Below are 17,824 nucleotides of genomic sequence, written 5' to 3' on the forward strand. Positions count from 1 at the left end.
CGCTTGACATTCGGCTTTTATAAAGGTAGAATTAGTAAGGTATTGTTTTACAATCGGAGTTAACTTTGGCTTTAGGATTGATTTCTAAAATCCGTGGAATGCGCGAAACCGTAGGCATTGATGTTGGTCATTTCAGCATCAAGTATGTCAAGGTGCTGCATGGCGCAACCGGAAATAAGATTGTAGTAGATGCAGATCTAGAGCGTGTCCCCGATGGAGCTATAGTCAACGGCGAAATTCAAGTTCGCGAAGGCGATGCCCCCACCGACGACAAGGGCCAGCGTGAAAAGGATGGCGCTGAACTGCTTTCGGATGCGCTGAACAAGCTCTTGATACGTCACCCGATTGACGATTCCTGCGACGTAGTGGCTTCCGTGAACTGCGGCGCCGGTGCCGGTGGTGTTCTGGTCGATAAGATTGCGGTGAAGGTTCCTAAGAATGGCAATGAGGCGGCTATTATTCTTCAGACTGCCCAATCCCGTCCGCCCTTCGATGACCAGGACAACGTTCTGGACTATGAAGTGTCCTCCCGCGAAAATGACGAACTCAAGGTGAATGTGGTGGCAGCCAAGAGCGCCCTGCTTGATTCCTGGGCACAATTCTTTAGTCGTCGCGGGGTCAAACTGGCAGCGCTGGATGTCGATATTTTTGGCTTGCTGAACGCATACGTCGCAACGGTCGAAGATAGTGAGAAAGACGCGACGGTCGCAGTCTTCAACATTGGCGAAAAGAAAATGAGTGTCGCCTTTGTCCAGGACGGAACCTTCCATTCGATGCGTGCCATGGCCGGCGGTTCTTTGGATATGGTGATTAGCAAGACCTGCATGAACCTGGGCATTGACTCTGATAAGTGTCATGAAATTTTGAGCAACGGCGATCTGTCGGTGGTGGATGGATTTTCGGAAGCCGAAGTCGAGGCCGCGCTTAGACTGGCATACGAGGACCTGATGGCGCAGATCGATATCGGTATCCGTTATTTCTCTTCGTCCGAAGATTCCAAGCCGTTGAATAAGATCTTGCTTGGTGGTGGTGGTGCCGCTGCCCCGGGACTGAAGGAATTTATTGCCGAACGTTCCGGTTACGAAACCGACACCATTAACCCGTTTAGGCTGGTTCCCTGTGACTCCAAGGTGTTTGGTGAAAGTGGAATCTCTGTGGCGTTGTCAAACATCTATGCTCCCGCACTGGGTCTCGCAATGAGGAAGTTCTAATGGCGTCTAAGAAAAAAGAACCTGTTAAAAACTCCTTGGCGATATCCATTAACCTGCTTCCGCCGGAGTACCGTAGAAAGCAGAAGGATTTCACCTGGGTTACAGACCGTCGCATCATTTGGCCTACAGTGGCGCTTATTGTCGCTATTGTTGCGGTCGCTATGTTGCAGACCTACACGAGTGAAATCATTGCTGATTTGGGAAATGAACTTTCCCGAGTGCAGGAAGAGGTGGACCGTGAACGTCCGCTTCTGGGTAAGATTAGCGACCTGGAACAGAAACAGGCGGTCATCAATACCAAGATTAATGCTCTTAAGTCCATCCAGACAAGTAAGAAACGCTGGGTTATTTTGTTCGAAAATATATCCTCGGTGCTTCCTCCCAACATGTGGTTGCAAAGCGTAAACCAGTTGGGCGAATACGATCTGGAAATGAGGGGCGTTACCTTTGACTTCTCGGAAGTTGCAGAATACATGGTCAAACTCGAAAAGCAGGTGAGTGTTGAAAATGTATCTCTGGTCACGATAGCCACCACGAAGGTGGACGGCGAAGAAGCCTATAATTTCACCATCAAGGTGGTCTTGAAACAGGACCTTGACCTTGGGGAGGGTGATCATGGGTAAGATAGACCTTAAAGACAAAAGAAACGTATACGCTATTGTCATAAGCCTCCTGATTATGGCGGCTGCGCATTTGGTGTACAATTACATTTGGGACCCGTTTGTTTTTCAGCGTGAAGCCTTGGAAAGGGATCTCCATTCGGCTCAGGCGGAACTCGACAAGATTAATGCGAAAAAGCATCGCGTAGCCGAACTCGAAATGCAATTGGTGCAGGCTGAAAAGGATTTCGAAAAGCTGAAGGAAATGTTCCCCGAAGAAGAAAAGGTTCCGCTTCGTTTGCAGGACCTCTATTCCGTGCTTCGTAGCTCGGGCGTTCAAATTCAGAAGTTCAATCCCGAAGGACAGGCAGAAAAGGAACATTACAAGGAAAACCGTTATTCCATTGCGGTTAATTCCGGTTACCACATGCTTGGCTACCTGTTTGCCGAAATCGCGAACTTCAATTATCCGACCTCCATATCGAACCTGAGGCTTAGCCGTTATTCGGGCATCGCTGCTGAAATCCAGAAGGCGGAAACCCATGGCTGGACCCCGATTACGATGTCGGTGACTTTCAACTTGACCACTTATACATCCAAGAAGGTGGGCAAATGATGAAATGTAAGTTCCTCTTTTTGATGATGTCTTTGGCTGCTGTATCCTTTGCGGCCCAAATTAAGGATGTTCGCCTGGCTTGCGATGCGAAGGGATGCCAATCGGTATTCGTCTTTGCTTCAGAAAAGAACCTGCCGACATTCTTCCAAAAGTACGATGCTGCTTCCGGAAAGTTGACCATTGGTTTCTCCGATACGCAATTTGCTCTTGGTGAGGGCGAATTTGCTGTCGATCTGGAGTCCAAGTTTGTCAAGTCCATCCGCGTGTTCAAGGACGCCTACAAGGGAACTCCGTTCCTGAAATTCGAAATGGCGGTGGGAGCCTCTATCACGACGGACAAGAATGAAATTGCCTTGGACAAGTCCAACTTCTTGATCAAGTACAAGAACAAGGGTGGCAAGTCCTGGACGCTTTCCAAGTTGTTTGCCGATCGCAAGAAGGCTGCCGAAAAGCAGGCCGAACTTGACAAGAAAGCGGCAGAAAAGGCTGCTCTCGAAGAAAAGAAACGCCTAGCCGAAGAGAAAAAGGCCGCCGAAAAGAAGGCTCTTGAAGAAAAGAAAGCGGCAGAAAAGGCCGCTCTCGAAGAAAAGAAACGCCTAGCCGAAGAGAAAAAGGCCGCCGAAAAGAAGGCTCTCGAAGAAAAGAAAGCGGCCGAAAAGGCCGCTGCCGAAGAAAAGAAACGCCTGGCCGAAGAGAAAAAGGCAGCCGAAAAGAAAGCCCTTGAGGAAAAGAAGGCTGCCGCCAAGGCCGCTGCCGAAGAAAAGAAGCGCTTAGCTGAAGAGAAAAAGGCCGCAGAAAAGGCTGCTCTCGAAGAAAAGAAACGTTTGGCCGAAGAGAAAAAAGCGGCTGAAAAGCGTGCTCTTGAAGAAAAGAAGGCGGCTGAAAAAGCGGCTCTTGAAGAAAAGAAGCGCTTAGCCGAAGAAAAGAAGGCTGCAGAAAAGGCTGCCCGCGAACAGGAAAAGCTGTTGGCGGAACAGCAAAAGCAGCTGGACAAGGCCATTAACGAAGGTGGCAAGATTTCGGCGCTTCTCCCGAATCTGAACGAAATGACCGTTCTTATCGGTTCCGGTATGGAACAGTTCCGCCTGGTAGCCGATAGCCCGATCGAAATTCAGAATGTGTCTGGCCCGGATAAGAATTCGACCATCACGGTGGGCCTTGCCGGTCCGCAGAAGTCTCCGGTCTTTAGGATTGGGGCGGGTACCTTGGTGAAGTCTGTTACCTGGGGTGCAAATGGCCTCAAGATTCAGCTGAAGAATACGGTGAAGCCCGTGATGCTGGTGCAGGACGGTGTGCTTGTCTTGCAGGTTGCCGAAAATTCCGTCAACAAGGATGGCTTTATTTTCTGGTCTGCAAGGCCGAACGGTATCTTTATCCGTGACTGGATGAGAGCAGTCGAAGAAAAGCCCGACTTTGATGTATTCGTGAAAAAGCTGGACAAGGATAGCAAGAAAATTATCTCGGGTTCGCAGACGTTCCATCTGCGTCCTGTCATTCGCGAACTGATTGTGGTTGCCGATGAAATCGAATTCTATGCGGCTCCGAATGAAAATTCCCAGGTATTGCAGCGCCTTGTGTTTGGCGAACGTCTTGTGAGCCTTGATCTTACGGGGCTTTATCGCAAGGTGCAGTTCGGTAACCGTGTGGGTTACGTGAACCGTCGTTCCGTAAGTTTCTTCGATGAACTTTCTTCTGTGCAGGCCGAACGCCTGAAGCAGATTGACCAGGAACGCGGAACGGATCTCACTCCGAGTGCAGCTCCGGTTGGAAGCCAGCTTGAAGGTCTTTATGAAGACCGCGTGACTTACAGTTCCTTTGGCCGTCGCGATCCGTTCGTAGACATTAAGGGACTTGTCGAAGAAGGTATCAACATCGATCAGGTGGAACTGGTCGGTATCATTTGGGAATCCGACATCCCGATGGCCATTCTGGTCGAATCCAAGAATCCTGCCATTTCCTACACGCTTAAGGAAGGTGACAAGATTCTTAACGGCAAAGTTCTTAAAATTACTCAAACTGACGTCCTCTTCCTGATCCAGGAATTCGGGGTGAGCCGTCGCTACTCCATGAGTCTTCCCGATAAATTTGGGGGTACAAAGTGAAAACTATGACAAAAATACTGACTGTTCTCCTTCTGGCGATTGGCCTTGCCACCGCCGCCCCTGCCGAAGGTTCGGTGAAGGGCCCCAATACGAAACTGTATGACTTCAGTTTCGTCGATATGAATTTCGAGGCTGTGTTCAACTCGGTGTCCAAGGTGGCGCAAGTCGACATTATTCTTGCTCCCGAAGTCAAGGGAAAGACGAGCCTGAATATCACGAAGAAAACGTGGCAAGAAGCCCTGGATATCGTTTGCAGTATGAACGATTTGACCTGGGTGGTCGAAGACAAGTACATCTTGATCCAGAGGACCAGTACCTATCAGGCCAAGCAGAAGAAGATTGCCGATGAGGAAGCCCAGGCCGAACAGAATGCGCCCCTTGTGCGTAAGAACTTCCAGGTTCACCATGCGAAGGCCGAGGAACTCGTGAAGGTTCTCGAAAGCATGAAGTCTAACCGCGGTCGTATTACTACGGTCGAACGTACCAACTCGATTATTGTTTACGATACCGATGGAAAAATCGAGCAGATGGAAAAGGCTTTGAACGAACTGGACGTCGAAACCTTGCAGATTATGATTACCGCAAAGCTTGTCGTTGTGAACAGCGACAAGTCCCGTGCCCTCGGTGTGGACTGGACCGCTGCCATGGGTCGCGGAGGCAACCTGACTCCGGGACAGACGACTGTTCCTACGGGTTCTTCTTATGGTGCTACCCGTACATCGGCTGTTATTCAGTCGGTTCCGGGAGCTGCATCGATGGATGGAAATACCGTTATTACGGCAAGCCTTCTGGACAACAACCTCCAGATCGCTATTGCTAACATTATGGGTGATGCTTCTACCGAAGTGCTTGCGTCTCCGCAGGTTTCCACGCTTGACAATACCGAAGCCCAGGTGTTCATGGGTGACAAGGTGTCTATCCGCGTGATTGACGATAACGGCGAATCTTCGACGCAGCTTGTTGAAACGGGTATCAAGCTTACGGTGACTCCGCACGTGTCGGGCGACAACCGCATCTTGCTCGATCTGTATCCTCAGAACAACTCCTATAGCTACGATGACCACGGCCAGATTATTATCAGTACCCAGGAAGCCAAGACCAAGGTCGTTGTGGCTGACGGTGAAACGGTCGTGATTGGTGGCCTTACCCGTAACGAAAATACCGAAAGTGAAACGGGTGTTCCGTTCCTCAAGGATATTCCGCTCTTGGGTAATCTGTTTAAGTACACCCGTAAGCAGGTGGGCAAGCGTGACCTGATTATCTTCGTGACACCGCGTATTATCCGCAACTATGTGGGTGACGTTGAGCTTTCTGAACCGTCGCTTGCTCCGAATGCGAAGGATGCTGAACCGCCTGCAACGGGTAAGTTGCCCTCTTCGAAGGCTCCGGAAGCAGAGGAAAAGCCTGCTGCAGAAGCACCGGCTGAAAGCCAGGGCGCTCCGGCAGCTCCGGCACCCGCTGAAGAAGTGGAAGACTGGAACTAGTTTAAATCCTACTTAAAAAGAAATTTCCCCGAAGCGATAAATGCTTCGGGGATTTTTTATAGAACAAAAAAATAAGAATGAAAAATTATCTCACGACGAGTGCTGCGAGGGCGAGTTCTTGGCTGGTAACGGTCCAGCTGCTGCTCTTGAATTCGTAGTTGAGGTCGGCAAGGCGACGAATGACGCGGCAGAGGAGCGGCTTTCCCCAGCGACGGCAACACTCGGCGGCGTTGCCTTGCTTGCAGAACATGAAGTAGTTCTTTCCAAGCGTCTGGGCTGCATCTTCGGGGCTCATCTTTTTTGCGGTGAGCGACATGAAGTTGAGAAGGTCTACGGCGTGGCTGTAAAGGGCGTTTACGATTCGAATGGCGTCATTGTCCTTGTTGCCGTAAAGGATTTCGTGTAGCTTGCGCGTGTAACCTACGGCATCGCGCATGCCGAAGAAATTCAGGATCTCGTAAGGGGGGATTTCTCGACGGGGAGTAATCATGGTCCTTACAAGGTCGTAAGTGATCTTGGCGCAGTCGGGTTCGAAAATGAGAGCCTTTTCGATTTCTTCGCAGACAAGCTTGGTGTTGGTGCCGAGTGCGTCGGCAAGGTACTGGCTTGCGGCGGGTTCGATCGGTTTTCCGAAGTGTGCAGGAACGTTGGACGCAATCCATTCCTGCATCTTGTACTGCTTGGGTTCTTCGTACTTTTCGATTTTTGCGACTTTCTGTAAAATCTTGTAGAGTTCCGAATTGGCGCGCAGTTCGTCAAAGTCGAGCAGGAGCTTGCAGTCGGGGGCATCTTTTAGCCAGCGGGCAAGAGCCTTGGTTTCGTCTGCTTTCATGGCGTCCGCATTGCGGACGACCACCGCCTGATCTGGAGCGAACATCGAAACCGCCCCGCAGCTTTCCATAATGAGACCCGCTACCGATGGAATATTGGTGTCCGTAGCGTACACGACCTGCTTGGAAAGCGGGTCGTCCTTACGTTCTCCGAGGGATTCTGTCAAGAATTTCTCGACTTGCTTGTCCTTGGAGAACTGGTCTTTGCCGATCAGGGCGATAATCATAGATTACTTGAAGTCAATGATTTCGAAGCGGTTCTTTCCCTTTGGGGTCACGACTTCGACGATATCGCCCTTCTTTTTTCCCATGAAGGCGGAACCCATGGGGCTCTTGAAACTGATTTTGCCGTTCATCGGGTCGACGCCTTCGGGGCTCACTAGCTGATAGACCACTTCCTTCTTGGTCGCAAGGTTTTTAGCGGTGACGGTGGCGCCAAAGCGGACTGTGTCGGAGTTCGCGTCAAATTCTACGATAATTGCATTGGAAATCTGGTCTTCCAGCTTGGGAATTTCCAGGTCAATGTGAGCCAGCATTTCCTTGGCGGCATGGTATTCGGCGTTTTCGCTCAGGTCGCCTTGCTTGCGGGCTTCTTCCATTTCATCGACAACGCGGGGGCGTTCAATCTTTTTGAGGAAGGTGTAACGTTCAACCAGCTTGTCGTAAGTTTCTTTAGTACAGGGTGTTTTAGCCATGACCTTAAATTAGAATTTTTTTGCGGGGTAGAAGGGGGTGGGGTTCAACATAGTCGCTTTTTTGCTATAATTTAAGGTGTAGAAAACAATAGGAGATTCTATGTACACAGTATTGGAAAAAGGCGGCGTTTGCTCCCCCAAGGGGTTCACCGCGTCTGGAATTTGCGCTGGTATCAAGGCTAGCGGTAATGCCGATATGGCGCTTTTGAAGAGTGAAAAGGCTGCTCGCTGCTTTGCCGTGTTTACAACGAACAAGGTGAAGGCCGCTCCGGTACTTTACGACAAAGCCGCTCTTGAACATGCGCACTTTGCCTCTGCCGTGGTGGTGAATAGCGGTAACGCTAACGCCTGTACCGGTGAACAGGGACTTCGCGATGCAGAACGTATGGCTACCCTTACGGAAGAAGCCCTGAAGCTGACTCCGAAGAGCGTTCTCGTTTGCAGCACAGGTGTGATTGGTCACCTGATGCCGATGGATAAGATTGAGGCGGGCATTCCGAAGCTCGTGGAAAAGCTCCATGCTGACGCTTCTGAAGAATTTGGCCGCGCCATTCTGACGACAGACCTTGCGCTCAAGAGCCATGCCGTCGAAATCCAGACCGAAAAGGGTGTGGTGACGATCGGTGGCGCCTGCAAGGGTTCGGGCATGATTCACCCGAATATGGCGACGATGCTTGCCTTTATTACGACAGACCTCGCTCTCCCGATTGATTTCTTTGCCGAATTCCGCGCCGACATCGCTGATTCGTTCAATGCGATTACGGTCGACGGCGATACGAGCACCAACGACACTTGCATCTTGCTTGCTAACGGCATGAGCGGCCTCAAGTACGAAGACTTGACCCTTACGGAACAGGGTGAATTCCGCGCCGCACTGATGCTTGTGATGAAGGAACTCGCAAAGGATATCGTGCGTGACGGTGAAGGTGCAACCAAGCTCATTGAACTTTGCATCGAAAAGGCCGAAAGCCACGAAGAAGCTTTGCGTATGGCCCGTTTCATTGGTACGTCTAACCTTGCCAAGTGCGCCATGTTCGGCGAAGATCCGAACTGGGGCCGTATTCTGAGCAGTGCAGGTAGCAGTGGCTGCAACATGATTGCCGAACAGACGGATCTTTTCTTTGGCGATGTGCAGGTGCTTTCTAATGGACGTCCGGTGCAACTGGATGACGAACAGATGAAGGCTCTGCGTGCGGTGGTTCGTCAGCGTGAATACAAAGTAACGCTGGTGCTGAACATCGGACACGCTAGCGCAAGTGCATTTACCTGCGACTTGAGCTACGATTACGTGAAAATTAACGCTGAGTACACGACTTAATAAGACCGAGCTGGCTAAATTCACCAGAATCCTTACTCTGGAGCCAGCTCTCTCGCCACCGCCCCAGCTTAACGCCTGGGGCTTTGTGGCTCACGATTAAGACCGCTCGCTCAGCAAATAAGTTGAAAAAATCCAGACTTGTGAGTCTGGATTTTTTCTTATTTCACGTTCACTTGTCGTGTCTTGTTCCCGATTCGGAGAATGTAGTTTCCAGAATGGGGAATGTTTAGTTCAAAGTTTGAAGCAGAAACGTTTCCCTGATGGAGAACACCTCCCTGCATATCGAACAGCGTGTATCTTTGCCCGAGGGCAGCCTTGTTGATTTGAATATTCTTGCCTAAAGTCTGAATGCTGAATGGCGAATCGCTTGTAAATGCAACAGGCTTGATTGCTGTTGTGTACGAGTCGGGGGCTACGTCGATGCTTCCGCTAAAGTCCGGGAACGCTCTGTCGCTAGCCTGTCCCCAGATGGAGGCGTCCGTGTTTTCGGATTTGTAGTTGTGCAATAGTGTAGCGACGGTTCCATCCTTAAATTTATTGATGGAATAGCTCTTTACGCCTTCGGAATATTTGTTGTTCGTTGCAGGAATTTCGCCAAGCGTAAAAACATGGCTCATTTGCAGTTCATGCTTTTCGATGATTTCTCCGAAAATACCGCAGGACTGATTATTAAAATCGCACTTTTGGAATGCGGGTGAATTAAGGTCGCCTGCGTGGTAGCTGTTGGTGACTCTGTAATGCCCTGTTCCCTTAAAGTCGTGAATGGAGGTCGTACCAACGAATGCCCCTATAGTGGCATCGTGATATTTGGCCGTAACAGATCCGATGTGATAGCTGTTGATGATGTTGATGGTCTCGTAAGCGACCCCGACAAGTCCTCCAGCGATACGCTCTGTTGCATCAAGAGTTCCTTCAAAAGAACAGTTGGTCATGGTTGTGCGAATCGCTCTGCCTGCAATGCCACCAATGGCTTCTTTTCCTCGAAAATAGGAATCGTTAATTCTTAAGTTACTTAGGGTGATTAGGGTGTCATCGAAGGGGGGATCTAATTGAGTGAAAAATCCCACATCAAATGCGTTTTCGATGTTAAAGTAGAGACCGCTTATGGTATGCCCATTGCCATTGAACGACTTTAAATGTCTTGGGCTGATGGGGGCCCATTCTGCAAATCCGTCTTTTAGGGAATCATTTAAGGTGCCATCTTTTTTTAGGACGTTCTTGTTGACGACGATATCTTCGGTAAGTTCGACACAAGCATCGCTTTCTATTTTAGAGCCGAAGTTGTAAGAGGCGAACCCGTACAATTCCTCGACATTGGAAATTTGATAGCAGCCGTCCTTGATAGAAGGGTCCTTTAACTCAATCCATTTTGCATAAAGCGAAATGTCCTTTTCCGAAACGACACTTGCCTGCATGTCGCCGCTAAATTGCTGGTTTTTGTACCAGCCCGCAAAAACATAGCCTTCACGGGTGGGGCGGCTTAGCTTGCGCCTAATTCCTTTGCCTGCTGAAATTTTTTCTGTTTTTCCTTCGTATTCAACAAGGGTGACAGAAATGGCCGGGACAAATTTGGCGTAAAGGGTGACATCATTGGTTTCTGTGGAATCAATTTCTGTGAGGGGTGTCCCTTTGAAATTACTTGATTTGTACCATCCTGCAAAATAGTAGCCGTCTTGCTTGACTTCATCAGCGGAGGGGAGTAGTTGCTTGTAGCCTAGAATGTGCCTTGACGGATAATGTTTGGCGTTCGGGTCGGTATCATAGGTGTGTAAGGTGAGCTTGGAATAAGGGACGTTTGCCTTGTTGATGATGCCACTAAAACTAGGATAAGTTTCCCCTTTTTGCACATCCTGTCCCCAGACGGTTCCGCATACGCCGTAGGTGCAGTTTTGCTGAAGAAGGTTGGCTACGGTTCCGTCTTCAAATTTTTCTAAAGGGAATACGGTGAGTCCGGTGTATACCATGTCCATGTCGGGACCGTCATAAAGAAGATAGCTGTTGATAACTTCCAATTTTGCATTGGTGCGTGCGTCGAGGTGAGGCTTTGTAAGCCCAAGATCGTCATCTCCAAAGAATTCGATAAAGGGTGTTGTTGTATAGCTGTTGATAATGGTCCCTGTTTGCAAAATGGCGCCTATGAAGGCGACGTGGTATGACGCTTTTTGTTTAGCGGTGCAATAGACGTTGGCAATGGTGAGTGAAGTTGCAACATCTCCGATCCCGTATGCATAGTTGTCGGCTGTGATTTCGCCTTCTACATACGTGTTGCTAATCGTTGCATGATGGACGTCAAGCAGAGAGACGATTCCATTTGCCATGTATTCTTCTGCAATGACTTTCCCTTTGAAGTGGCAGTTGTTCATTGTGAAGTCATTTTGGGCGCTATGATAAATGTCGATTAGTCCTGTTGCCGTGAGGTCTGTTGCGATAACGGTTCCTTCAAAAAAGCTGTTTTCTATAGTAAGCGGATTGCCGTATGCATATACAACTAATCCTGCTGCTGAATAGTAGCCTTTGAAGTAGGAGTCTTTAATGCCTAAATTGCGGATGGATAATGGTGTCGAACCCTGACTATTTCCCATTTTTAGGATAAAGGCAGATGAACCTTCGTCTGCATCGGTGTCTTCATAAAGTCCGCTGATGGTGTGACCGTTCCCGTCAAAGGAACCTGTAAAGTGATTCTTTTCCCCGATGGGCGTCCATGTTCTGAAGGTTCCCTTGTTCAGGTTTCCGTTGCGGTCAAGAACATTCTCGTTGACAACGATGTCGGCGGTGAGTTTGCCGTTGAAGGATGCGTTATCAGGAAAATTTTTGGAGGGCAAATTAACTCCTGCTGCAAAACGGTACAGTTCGTCCGCATTGCTGATGAGGCACCATCCTTCGCTATCTTTGGACAATGTCATTGCCCAAAAATCTTGTACGCCCTCTACCGTGTCTGATGCGGTTAATTGAGGCGCTCCTGCAAAGTCTTCGGTGGTGTACCAGCCCATAAAACAATAGCTGTTGTCGTTGAATTCCAGCTTTGCCAGTGGTTCCCCTGGTAGAATCGTTTCTTCAATGGTGGTGCCGTTGGGGTAGTGTAATGTGTAGTGCACCTCGGTAGAGCTGGTCTTTGCTGAGGTGAGTGAAATGCCTGCAAATAAAGTTGCAAAAAGTACGGTGAATTTTGTCATGTTGCGAAAACCTTGTTTTTAATGAACCTTGATCATTTGAAAATCATGCCCGATGCGGACAATGTAGCTGCCGGGCTTGGGCGTGTTTAAAGTGAAGTTGCGATTTTGCACGATTCCCTGCATGATAACGCGCCCTTGCACATCGAGGAGTGCAAATTTCTGACCGGCTGCTGCCCCCGTAATCAGGACTTTCCTGTCTAGGCTCCGTGCAGAAAAATGCTGGACATCTGCGGTGAATGTGTAGAAGTTCTTCAATACAGTTGTATGTTCGGGAATGGAATCTTCTGGATATAGCCTGAATTTTTTAGAATCGAAGGCTTTGGCGTCAATCAAGCTGCATTCGAACCTTGATTTTTCAAGGCAGTAGGTATTGGATACAGAAATTGTTTCTTCTGTTTCGTAGGAGCTGAAGAGCGCATCTCCGCCTTTGACAAGCTTGACCAGGCTGAAGGAACTGTCGATGACAACCCGACCGTAGTTGTGTCCGACAAAACCGCCAAAAGCATAAAGTGTAGAACTGTTGTAAGATCGCGATATTTTAAGGTTTCCGTTCTTGCCTACAATGCTGACAAAGCCTGCGACCTCGCCGAGGTTAAGCCCGTAGGTCTGAAAATAGGAGTCCGATACGCCTAGGTGGTAGATGGTCACTGGTTTTTGGGATGTCCCGCCATTGACGTAGCCAAATAGGCCGACATTTCTCGCTTCCAGAGAGGGCAATAGCATTTTATAGAGTCCGCTGATGGTGTGCCCGTTGCCGTAGAATTGTCCGTTGAAGGGTGCGAGTGTGTCGCCAATGGGAACCCAGTCCGTAAAGCCGTACATTAGGGGACGCTGGAAATTTCCGTTGGAGTCGAGAACATTGTAGTTGAGCGCAATGTCTTGTTGGAGTTCTCCGCAGGCATTGGCTTTGCCTTGCTTGACAATGTCTGCGAATCCATAAAGTTCCCCGATGTCGTATATCTGGTAGCAGTCTCCCACCAGCTTAGGAGCCCTGATTTTAACCCATTTGCCATAAAGGGTCGTGTCTGTCGTAAGTTCGATTTCGATGAGTGAGCTGCCTTTAAATTCGTCGTTATTGAACCAGCCCGAGAATACGTAGCCGTCGCGTGCCATGCTTTGTGCGCTTGGCGGTGCATATTTCGCCCCCTTCACGAACTTGGTCGGGTAGGTGGTGGTGTCGCCCTTGAACGTATGCAGGGTGACGTTCACAAAGCTTGTCTTTGAGCCTTGGATGCTTCCGCTAAGGACAGGGTGCTTTTGCGCTGCCGAGATGTCTTGCCCCCAGACAGAACCGTCAACTCCGTTTTCGTTGTAGTTGTGCAAGACTTTGGCGACTGTGCCGTTGGCAAATTTTTCGATGGGGTATATCGTGGTCCCGTGATAGAAAAGGTTTTCTATAGTGGGGATGGTGTCGCTTGTAAAGACGTTGCTTGTGAAAATATTTTTGCTTGGATTTCTGAAATTGATGATGTCGTTACCGATAATTCCACAAAAGCCCCGTTGGGTGTCGCATTTCTGGTCGTTGTAAAGCAGGTCGCCTATGTGGTACGAGTTGATGATGTTGCAGGTCCCGGTGTCGTTATAGTTGCTGCTTGTTGCAATGCCGAGGAGTGCGCCTATAATCGAGCTAGGATTCTCTGAAATGATGGGACCGACATGGTAGCTGTTGACGATATTGATGGTGTCGTAGGCGATGCCGACAAGTCCGCCTAAATCGTATCTTGCGACGAGTACGCCTTCGAAGAAGCTGTTTTCAATTTTAACGTTTTTGTAGACGCTTCCCGCAAGTCCGCCTACGTTTTCCCTTGCGCGGAAATAAGAATCCTTGATGCCAACGTTGCGTATATAGCTTGAGTCTGAGTTGTTTTCAAATATTCCGAAAAATCCTGCATGATGAACGTTATCGACATCATAGTAGAGCCCGCTGATGGTGTGGCCGTTACCGTTGAACAGTCTGTGTCGTGTTGTAATAGGAGTCCATTCTGCAAAGCCGTCTTTTAGTTTTTCGTTTAGGGTCCCATCCGCATTGAGGACATTCTTGTTTACCACGATGTCGTTGGTCAGTTCAGAACATACTTTTTTCTGGTCGATATATTCCAGACCGTACAGTTCTTCGACTGTAGAAACTTGATAGCAGCCGTTCTCGATGGGCGGTGTCTTTTTCTGGAACCATTTGGCGTAAAAGGTGGTGTCTTTGTTTGAGGTGACACTCATTAGCATTGAAGAATTGTAATTCTTGTCGCTGTACCAGCCGGCAAAAATGTAGTCGCTACGGAAGGGGACGGGGAACTTTCGTTCGAGTCCCTTTCCTGCTGGAATTTTGCTTATCTTGCCGTCGTACTCGACTAGCGTAATGGTAATCTCGGGAATAAACTTTGCATAAAGTTCTACATTCTTGGTTTCGGTGGAATCAATTTCATGGACTGGATTTCCTTTGAAATCGCTTGACTTGTACCAGCCGGCAAAGTAGTAGTTGTCACGCTTGACCAGGTCTGCGGTAGGAAGCGCAAGCCTATGCCCTTTAACAAATTTTGTGGGGTACTTTTGTGCGTTGGGGTCATCGGAGTAGGTGTGTAACGTAAGCTTTAGGTATGGCACCTTCGTTGTGCTAAAAACCGGGGTGAAATGGGGTAGCGTTTCTCCATTTTGTACGTCTTGCCCCCAGATGTTTCCGCAAACGTTGTCGGTACAGTATTCGCGCAAGAGGGCTGCGACTGTGCCGTCTTCGAATTTTTCCTTTGGGTATGCGACAAGCCCCGGATACACTTCGCCAGTATCCGTTTCTTTGTCGATTAGGATATAGCTGTTGATAATTTTCAGCTTTCCCGCGGGGGACTTGACTAGGTTGATTTTTTCCTTGGAATAGGAGTTGCCCGAGTTAAAATGGGGGTTGATTGCATAGCTATTGACGATTGTGCCTTTAGTAGGGATATAATTGATTAGTGATGCGCTATTCTTGCCGGTCGCGGCTGCTGTAAAGTAACAGTTGCTCATGGTGACGTTATCGATGCTTCCAATGAGCCCTTCCACTATGGCGTCGTTAACCGTGGCTTCAGCGTATGAATTTTGAACAAAATTCTGTTGGGATTGAATGGATTTGATCAATCCTGTGGCTCTTTCCGCTTCAATTTTTCCTTTAAAATGACTGTTTTTTATGGTAGCATCGCCTTCTAAGTTGTATACATTTCCCATAAGACCGGATGCGTAGGTTGTGCCAATGAGCGTCCCTTCGAAGAAACAGTTTTCCAAAGTGAAATTTTTGGAAAAGAATACATCGACAAATCCTGTAACCATATCTGACTTGAAATAGGAATCGACGATGCCTAGATTGCGAATAGAGCCGTTTGTGAGAGACTGCGGCGTGTTCATTCTTTCTATAAAGTTCGCATAATAGGTGCATGTGTCAGAGTAAAGTCCGCTGATGGTGTGTCCATCGCCATCGATAGAACCATAGAAGAGTTTACGACTGTTTTTTCCGATGGAAACCCATTGCCGGAATTCGCCTTTGTTCGGGTTGCCGTCTTTGTCGAGGACGTTCTTGTTGACGATGATGTCGGCGGTGAGCTTGCTGTTAAAGATGGTGTCGTTTCCGAGAATGTATTTGGTTGGGGTGTTTACGCCTTGGGCAAAGTGGTAAAGGTCATCGGCGCTACTAATAAGGCACCAGCCCTCTTTGTCTTTAGGTAGTCCCATTGCCCAGAATTCCTGGGTGCCGTAGGAATACTTGGGAATCACTGTTTCAGGACTTCCGCTAAAGTCCGGGGACTTGTACCATCCCATAAAGCAAAAATTGTTGTCGTTGATGGAATCTAGCTTAATCAAGTCGCTGACAACACGGTAATAGCTTGTTTGTGTTGTACCATCGGGCATGTGGTAGATGAAGGGCGAGTATGTTAACTTCTCTTTTCTGGAATAAAATTTAGGATGGTCTACACCTTTTTCTTGTGTCCAATAGGTTGGATAATCTGATCTTGGATCGTCCGCTCTATTTAACTTTACGGCAACAGTACCGTCTTGAAACTGTTTTGACTCGTATGTAGATATCCCGTTGACGTTGTCTCCGCCCACCATGGCATAATCACTAAGGGCGTAGCAATTTGTGAAATGAAGGTCGTTTTCAACGCTTATTCCGGCATTCCTGGAATCGCCTTTTCCGATAAAAGAACTGGCGCTACTTCCGGATACTGTAACGGTATTGTATGCTTCGCTAATTCTAGCCTTTCCGTTGATTGTCCCGGCAAATCCTCCGACAACACTACCGTCGTATCCCTTGATTGTGCCTGTAGCATAGATATCGTCAAAGTAAACTTTATTGTTTGAATTGATGATTCCGACAAAAGCGCCGATTGAACCCGATCCTTCGAAGTGGACGTCTTCGAGCCCCAGATTATAGACATAGGTTAATGCGGTGGAATCTTCTGTGACGTATCCCAGAAATCCCATGGCCTCACTTTGGAAATTTTTGCTGTACAACCCGCGAATGGTGTTGTGCTCTCCCTGAAAAGATCCTTTAAACGGATTTTCTTTTGTCCCGATAGGAGTCCATTCTGCATAATCGGAGTCTATGGAATCCGCATTGACAACAACATCGTTTATTAGAATGCCACATGCATTTGTTTCGCCCTTGTTCACGATTTCGGCGAAACCATAAAGTTCTTCTGCAGTGGTAATTCTATAGCAGTCACCAGCCAAATTGGGTGCTTGAGGAACAATGGTCCTTGCGAAAGGAACTCCAGCCAACAAAAAGGCAGTGCATACAGCAAGCTTTTTCATACATTCTCCTAATCCTAACTTTACAACAAAGGAGAGTCCGAAGACTCTCCTCTAATAATAGCAATTTTAGATAAAGTTTTAGTCTTTCAGGCAACGTAAACTGGCGCCGTATTCGGGGTTGAACTTTTCGAACTTGGCGACATCTTTGTCATGATAGAATACAAGTACTTCACCTTCGGCGGTCCAGAAGTAGGCTTTCTGGCCGGCGCCTTCGAGCTTGCGTTCCTTGAGGGGGACGTCGCTTTTCGCAAAGTGTCCGCCACCAGCCTTGGCTCCAAATCCGAGTTCATCCTTGCCGTTGCCGTAATTGTTGGTACCCTTGATGGGGTCCCAGCCGTAGCCCGCCTTAAGCACGATACCCACGGGCTTGCTAGTGCCCGCATAAGTCAGCAAGACGTCCCATTCGTCCTTCGTGGGCATGTGGAATCCGTCGAGGCATGCCTTCTTTGCGTTTTCAAAGTTGTAAAGGCGTCCCCAGTGGTTGCACTGGGCGCACAGCGAACCCGATGCGGTTGCGTAGTTCATGTTTTCGGCGGTCCAGAGCTGCGTACCGATGCGAATCCATTCGTAGGAGTAACCGTCGCGAGGATCTTTATAGGAACCACTTGTGGCCGGTTCTCCGTTTTCGTCGAAGTATTCCCCAAAAGAAATTTGCTTATTTTGTTTGTAGTCCGCCTTGGAAGCTAGCTTGCCGTTTTTATGGTAGCGGATGACCATCCCTTCGATATAGCCGTCGGAGTAGTCGTATTCGGCTTCGAGGGTGCCGTCCTCGTAGTATTCCTTGACAACGCCTTCGCGGCGGTCGTTCACATAGTTTGCCTCGCGCTTGATGTTGCCGTTTTCGTAGAATTCCTTTTCGGGACCTTGCTTTTTGTCTTTGACGTAGGTGGACTGGATTCGAATCTTGCCGCTTGGGTATTCTTCGGTACGAACGTCTTCGCATGCACTAAAGAAAAGTGCTGCTGCAAGACTCCCTGCGATAATTGCTGGATGCATAATGCTGTTTAGTTTGTTCATCTTCTA

General features: G+C 48.6%; 11 protein-coding genes. 6 read left to right on the forward strand and 5 right to left on the reverse strand.

The window, feature by feature from the left end; translation table 11 throughout:
- Positions 1-65: 65 nt before the first annotated feature.
- Genes pilM through Q0W37_RS04700 form a run of 5 tightly spaced genes read left to right on the forward strand, consistent with a single transcriptional unit; the run spans position 66 to position 6,012 of the window.
- Positions 66-1,211, forward strand: coding sequence for a pilus assembly protein PilM (gene pilM / locus Q0W37_RS04680; RefSeq protein WP_297699253.1), 1,146 nt, complete (start codon positions 66-68; stop codon positions 1,209-1,211).
- Positions 1,211-1,834 (forward strand): PilN domain-containing protein, encoded by a 624-nt coding sequence (locus Q0W37_RS04685; protein ID WP_297699255.1) that lies wholly within the window; start codon positions 1,211-1,213, stop codon positions 1,832-1,834. Before pilM ends, Q0W37_RS04685 begins: the two co-directional genes overlap by 1 nt.
- A complete protein-coding gene (locus Q0W37_RS04690; RefSeq protein WP_297699257.1) occupies positions 1,827-2,426 on the forward strand; it encodes a type 4a pilus biogenesis protein PilO in 600 nt (199 codons plus the stop codon). The genes Q0W37_RS04685 and Q0W37_RS04690 overlap by 8 nt, the downstream gene beginning before the upstream one ends.
- Positions 2,423-4,528 carry a hypothetical protein gene (locus Q0W37_RS04695; protein ID WP_297699259.1) on the forward strand — a complete coding sequence of 702 codons (2,106 nt, stop codon included), beginning with the start codon at positions 2,423-2,425 and terminating at the stop codon, positions 4,526-4,528. The genes Q0W37_RS04690 and Q0W37_RS04695 overlap by 4 nt, the downstream gene beginning before the upstream one ends.
- A 5-nt stretch (positions 4,529-4,533) precedes the next feature.
- Positions 4,534-6,012, forward strand: a complete 1,479-nt coding sequence (locus Q0W37_RS04700; protein WP_297699261.1) for a secretin N-terminal domain-containing protein — start codon at positions 4,534-4,536, stop codon at positions 6,010-6,012.
- Positions 6,013-6,097: 85 nt separating this feature from the next.
- Here Q0W37_RS04700 and holA read toward each other — a convergent pair whose 3' ends face one another.
- Both holA and greA read right to left on the reverse strand, forming a co-directional pair.
- Positions 6,098-7,069, reverse strand: a complete 972-nt coding sequence (gene holA / locus Q0W37_RS04705) for a DNA polymerase III subunit delta (RefSeq protein WP_297699262.1) — start codon at positions 7,067-7,069, stop codon at positions 6,098-6,100.
- 3 nt (positions 7,070-7,072) lie between these two features.
- Complete coding sequence (gene greA, locus Q0W37_RS04710; RefSeq protein ID WP_297699263.1) at positions 7,073-7,537, reverse strand: transcription elongation factor GreA; 465 nt, start codon at positions 7,535-7,537, stop codon at positions 7,073-7,075.
- A 100-nt stretch (positions 7,538-7,637) separates the two neighbouring features.
- Here greA and argJ point away from each other — a divergent pair, with 100 nt between their 5' ends.
- Positions 7,638-8,855 (forward strand): bifunctional glutamate N-acetyltransferase/amino-acid acetyltransferase ArgJ, encoded by a 1,218-nt coding sequence (gene argJ, locus Q0W37_RS04715; RefSeq protein WP_297699264.1) that lies wholly within the window; start codon positions 7,638-7,640, stop codon positions 8,853-8,855.
- Positions 8,856-9,013: 158 nt separating this feature from the next.
- Here the strand turns inward: argJ and Q0W37_RS04720 are convergent, their stop codons facing one another.
- The 3 genes from Q0W37_RS04720 to Q0W37_RS04730 form a co-directional block, all read right to left on the reverse strand.
- Positions 9,014-12,028: an InlB B-repeat-containing protein gene (locus Q0W37_RS04720; protein WP_297699265.1), complete on the reverse strand. Its 3,015-nt coding sequence runs from the start codon at positions 12,026-12,028 to the stop codon at positions 9,014-9,016.
- Between the two features lie 18 nt (positions 12,029-12,046).
- Positions 12,047-16,801: an InlB B-repeat-containing protein gene (locus Q0W37_RS04725; protein WP_297699266.1), complete on the reverse strand. Its 4,755-nt coding sequence runs from the start codon at positions 16,799-16,801 to the stop codon at positions 12,047-12,049.
- Positions 16,802-16,879: 78 nt separating this feature from the next.
- Positions 16,880-17,818, reverse strand: coding sequence for an FISUMP domain-containing protein (locus tag Q0W37_RS04730; protein WP_297699267.1), 939 nt, complete (start codon positions 17,816-17,818; stop codon positions 16,880-16,882).
- Positions 17,819-17,824 lie beyond the last annotated feature (6 nt).

Source organism: uncultured Fibrobacter sp. (genome assembly GCF_947166265.1).
Taxonomy (GTDB): Bacteria; Fibrobacterota; Fibrobacteria; order Fibrobacterales; family Fibrobacteraceae; genus Fibrobacter.

Bases quoted from the DNA above. Each gene is read 5' to 3' on its own strand.
- Q0W37_RS04685 (WP_297699255.1), top strand. From the start codon at position 1,211: ATGGCGTCTAAGAAAAAAGAACCTGTTAAAAACTCCTTGGCGATATCC.
- Q0W37_RS04690 (WP_297699257.1), top strand. From the start codon at position 1,827: ATGGGTAAGATAGACCTTAAAGACAAAAGAAACGTATACGCTATTGTC.
- Q0W37_RS04695 (WP_297699259.1), top strand. From the start codon at position 2,423: ATGATGAAATGTAAGTTCCTCTTTTTGATGATGTCTTTGGCTGCTGTA.
- Q0W37_RS04700 (WP_297699261.1), top strand. From the start codon at position 4,534: ATGACAAAAATACTGACTGTTCTCCTTCTGGCGATTGGCCTTGCCACC.
- holA (WP_297699262.1), bottom strand. From the start codon at position 7,069: ATGATTATCGCCCTGATCGGCAAAGACCAGTTCTCCAAGGACAAGCAA.
- greA (WP_297699263.1), bottom strand. From the start codon at position 7,537: ATGGCTAAAACACCCTGTACTAAAGAAACTTACGACAAGCTGGTTGAA.
- argJ (WP_297699264.1), top strand. From the start codon at position 7,638: ATGTACACAGTATTGGAAAAAGGCGGCGTTTGCTCCCCCAAGGGGTTC.
- Q0W37_RS04720 (WP_297699265.1), bottom strand. From the start codon at position 12,028: ATGACAAAATTCACCGTACTTTTTGCAACTTTATTTGCAGGCATTTCA.
- Q0W37_RS04725 (WP_297699266.1), bottom strand. From the start codon at position 16,801: ATGAAAAAGCTTGCTGTATGCACTGCCTTTTTGTTGGCTGGAGTTCCT.
- Q0W37_RS04730 (WP_297699267.1), bottom strand. From the start codon at position 17,818: ATGAACAAACTAAACAGCATTATGCATCCAGCAATTATCGCAGGGAGT.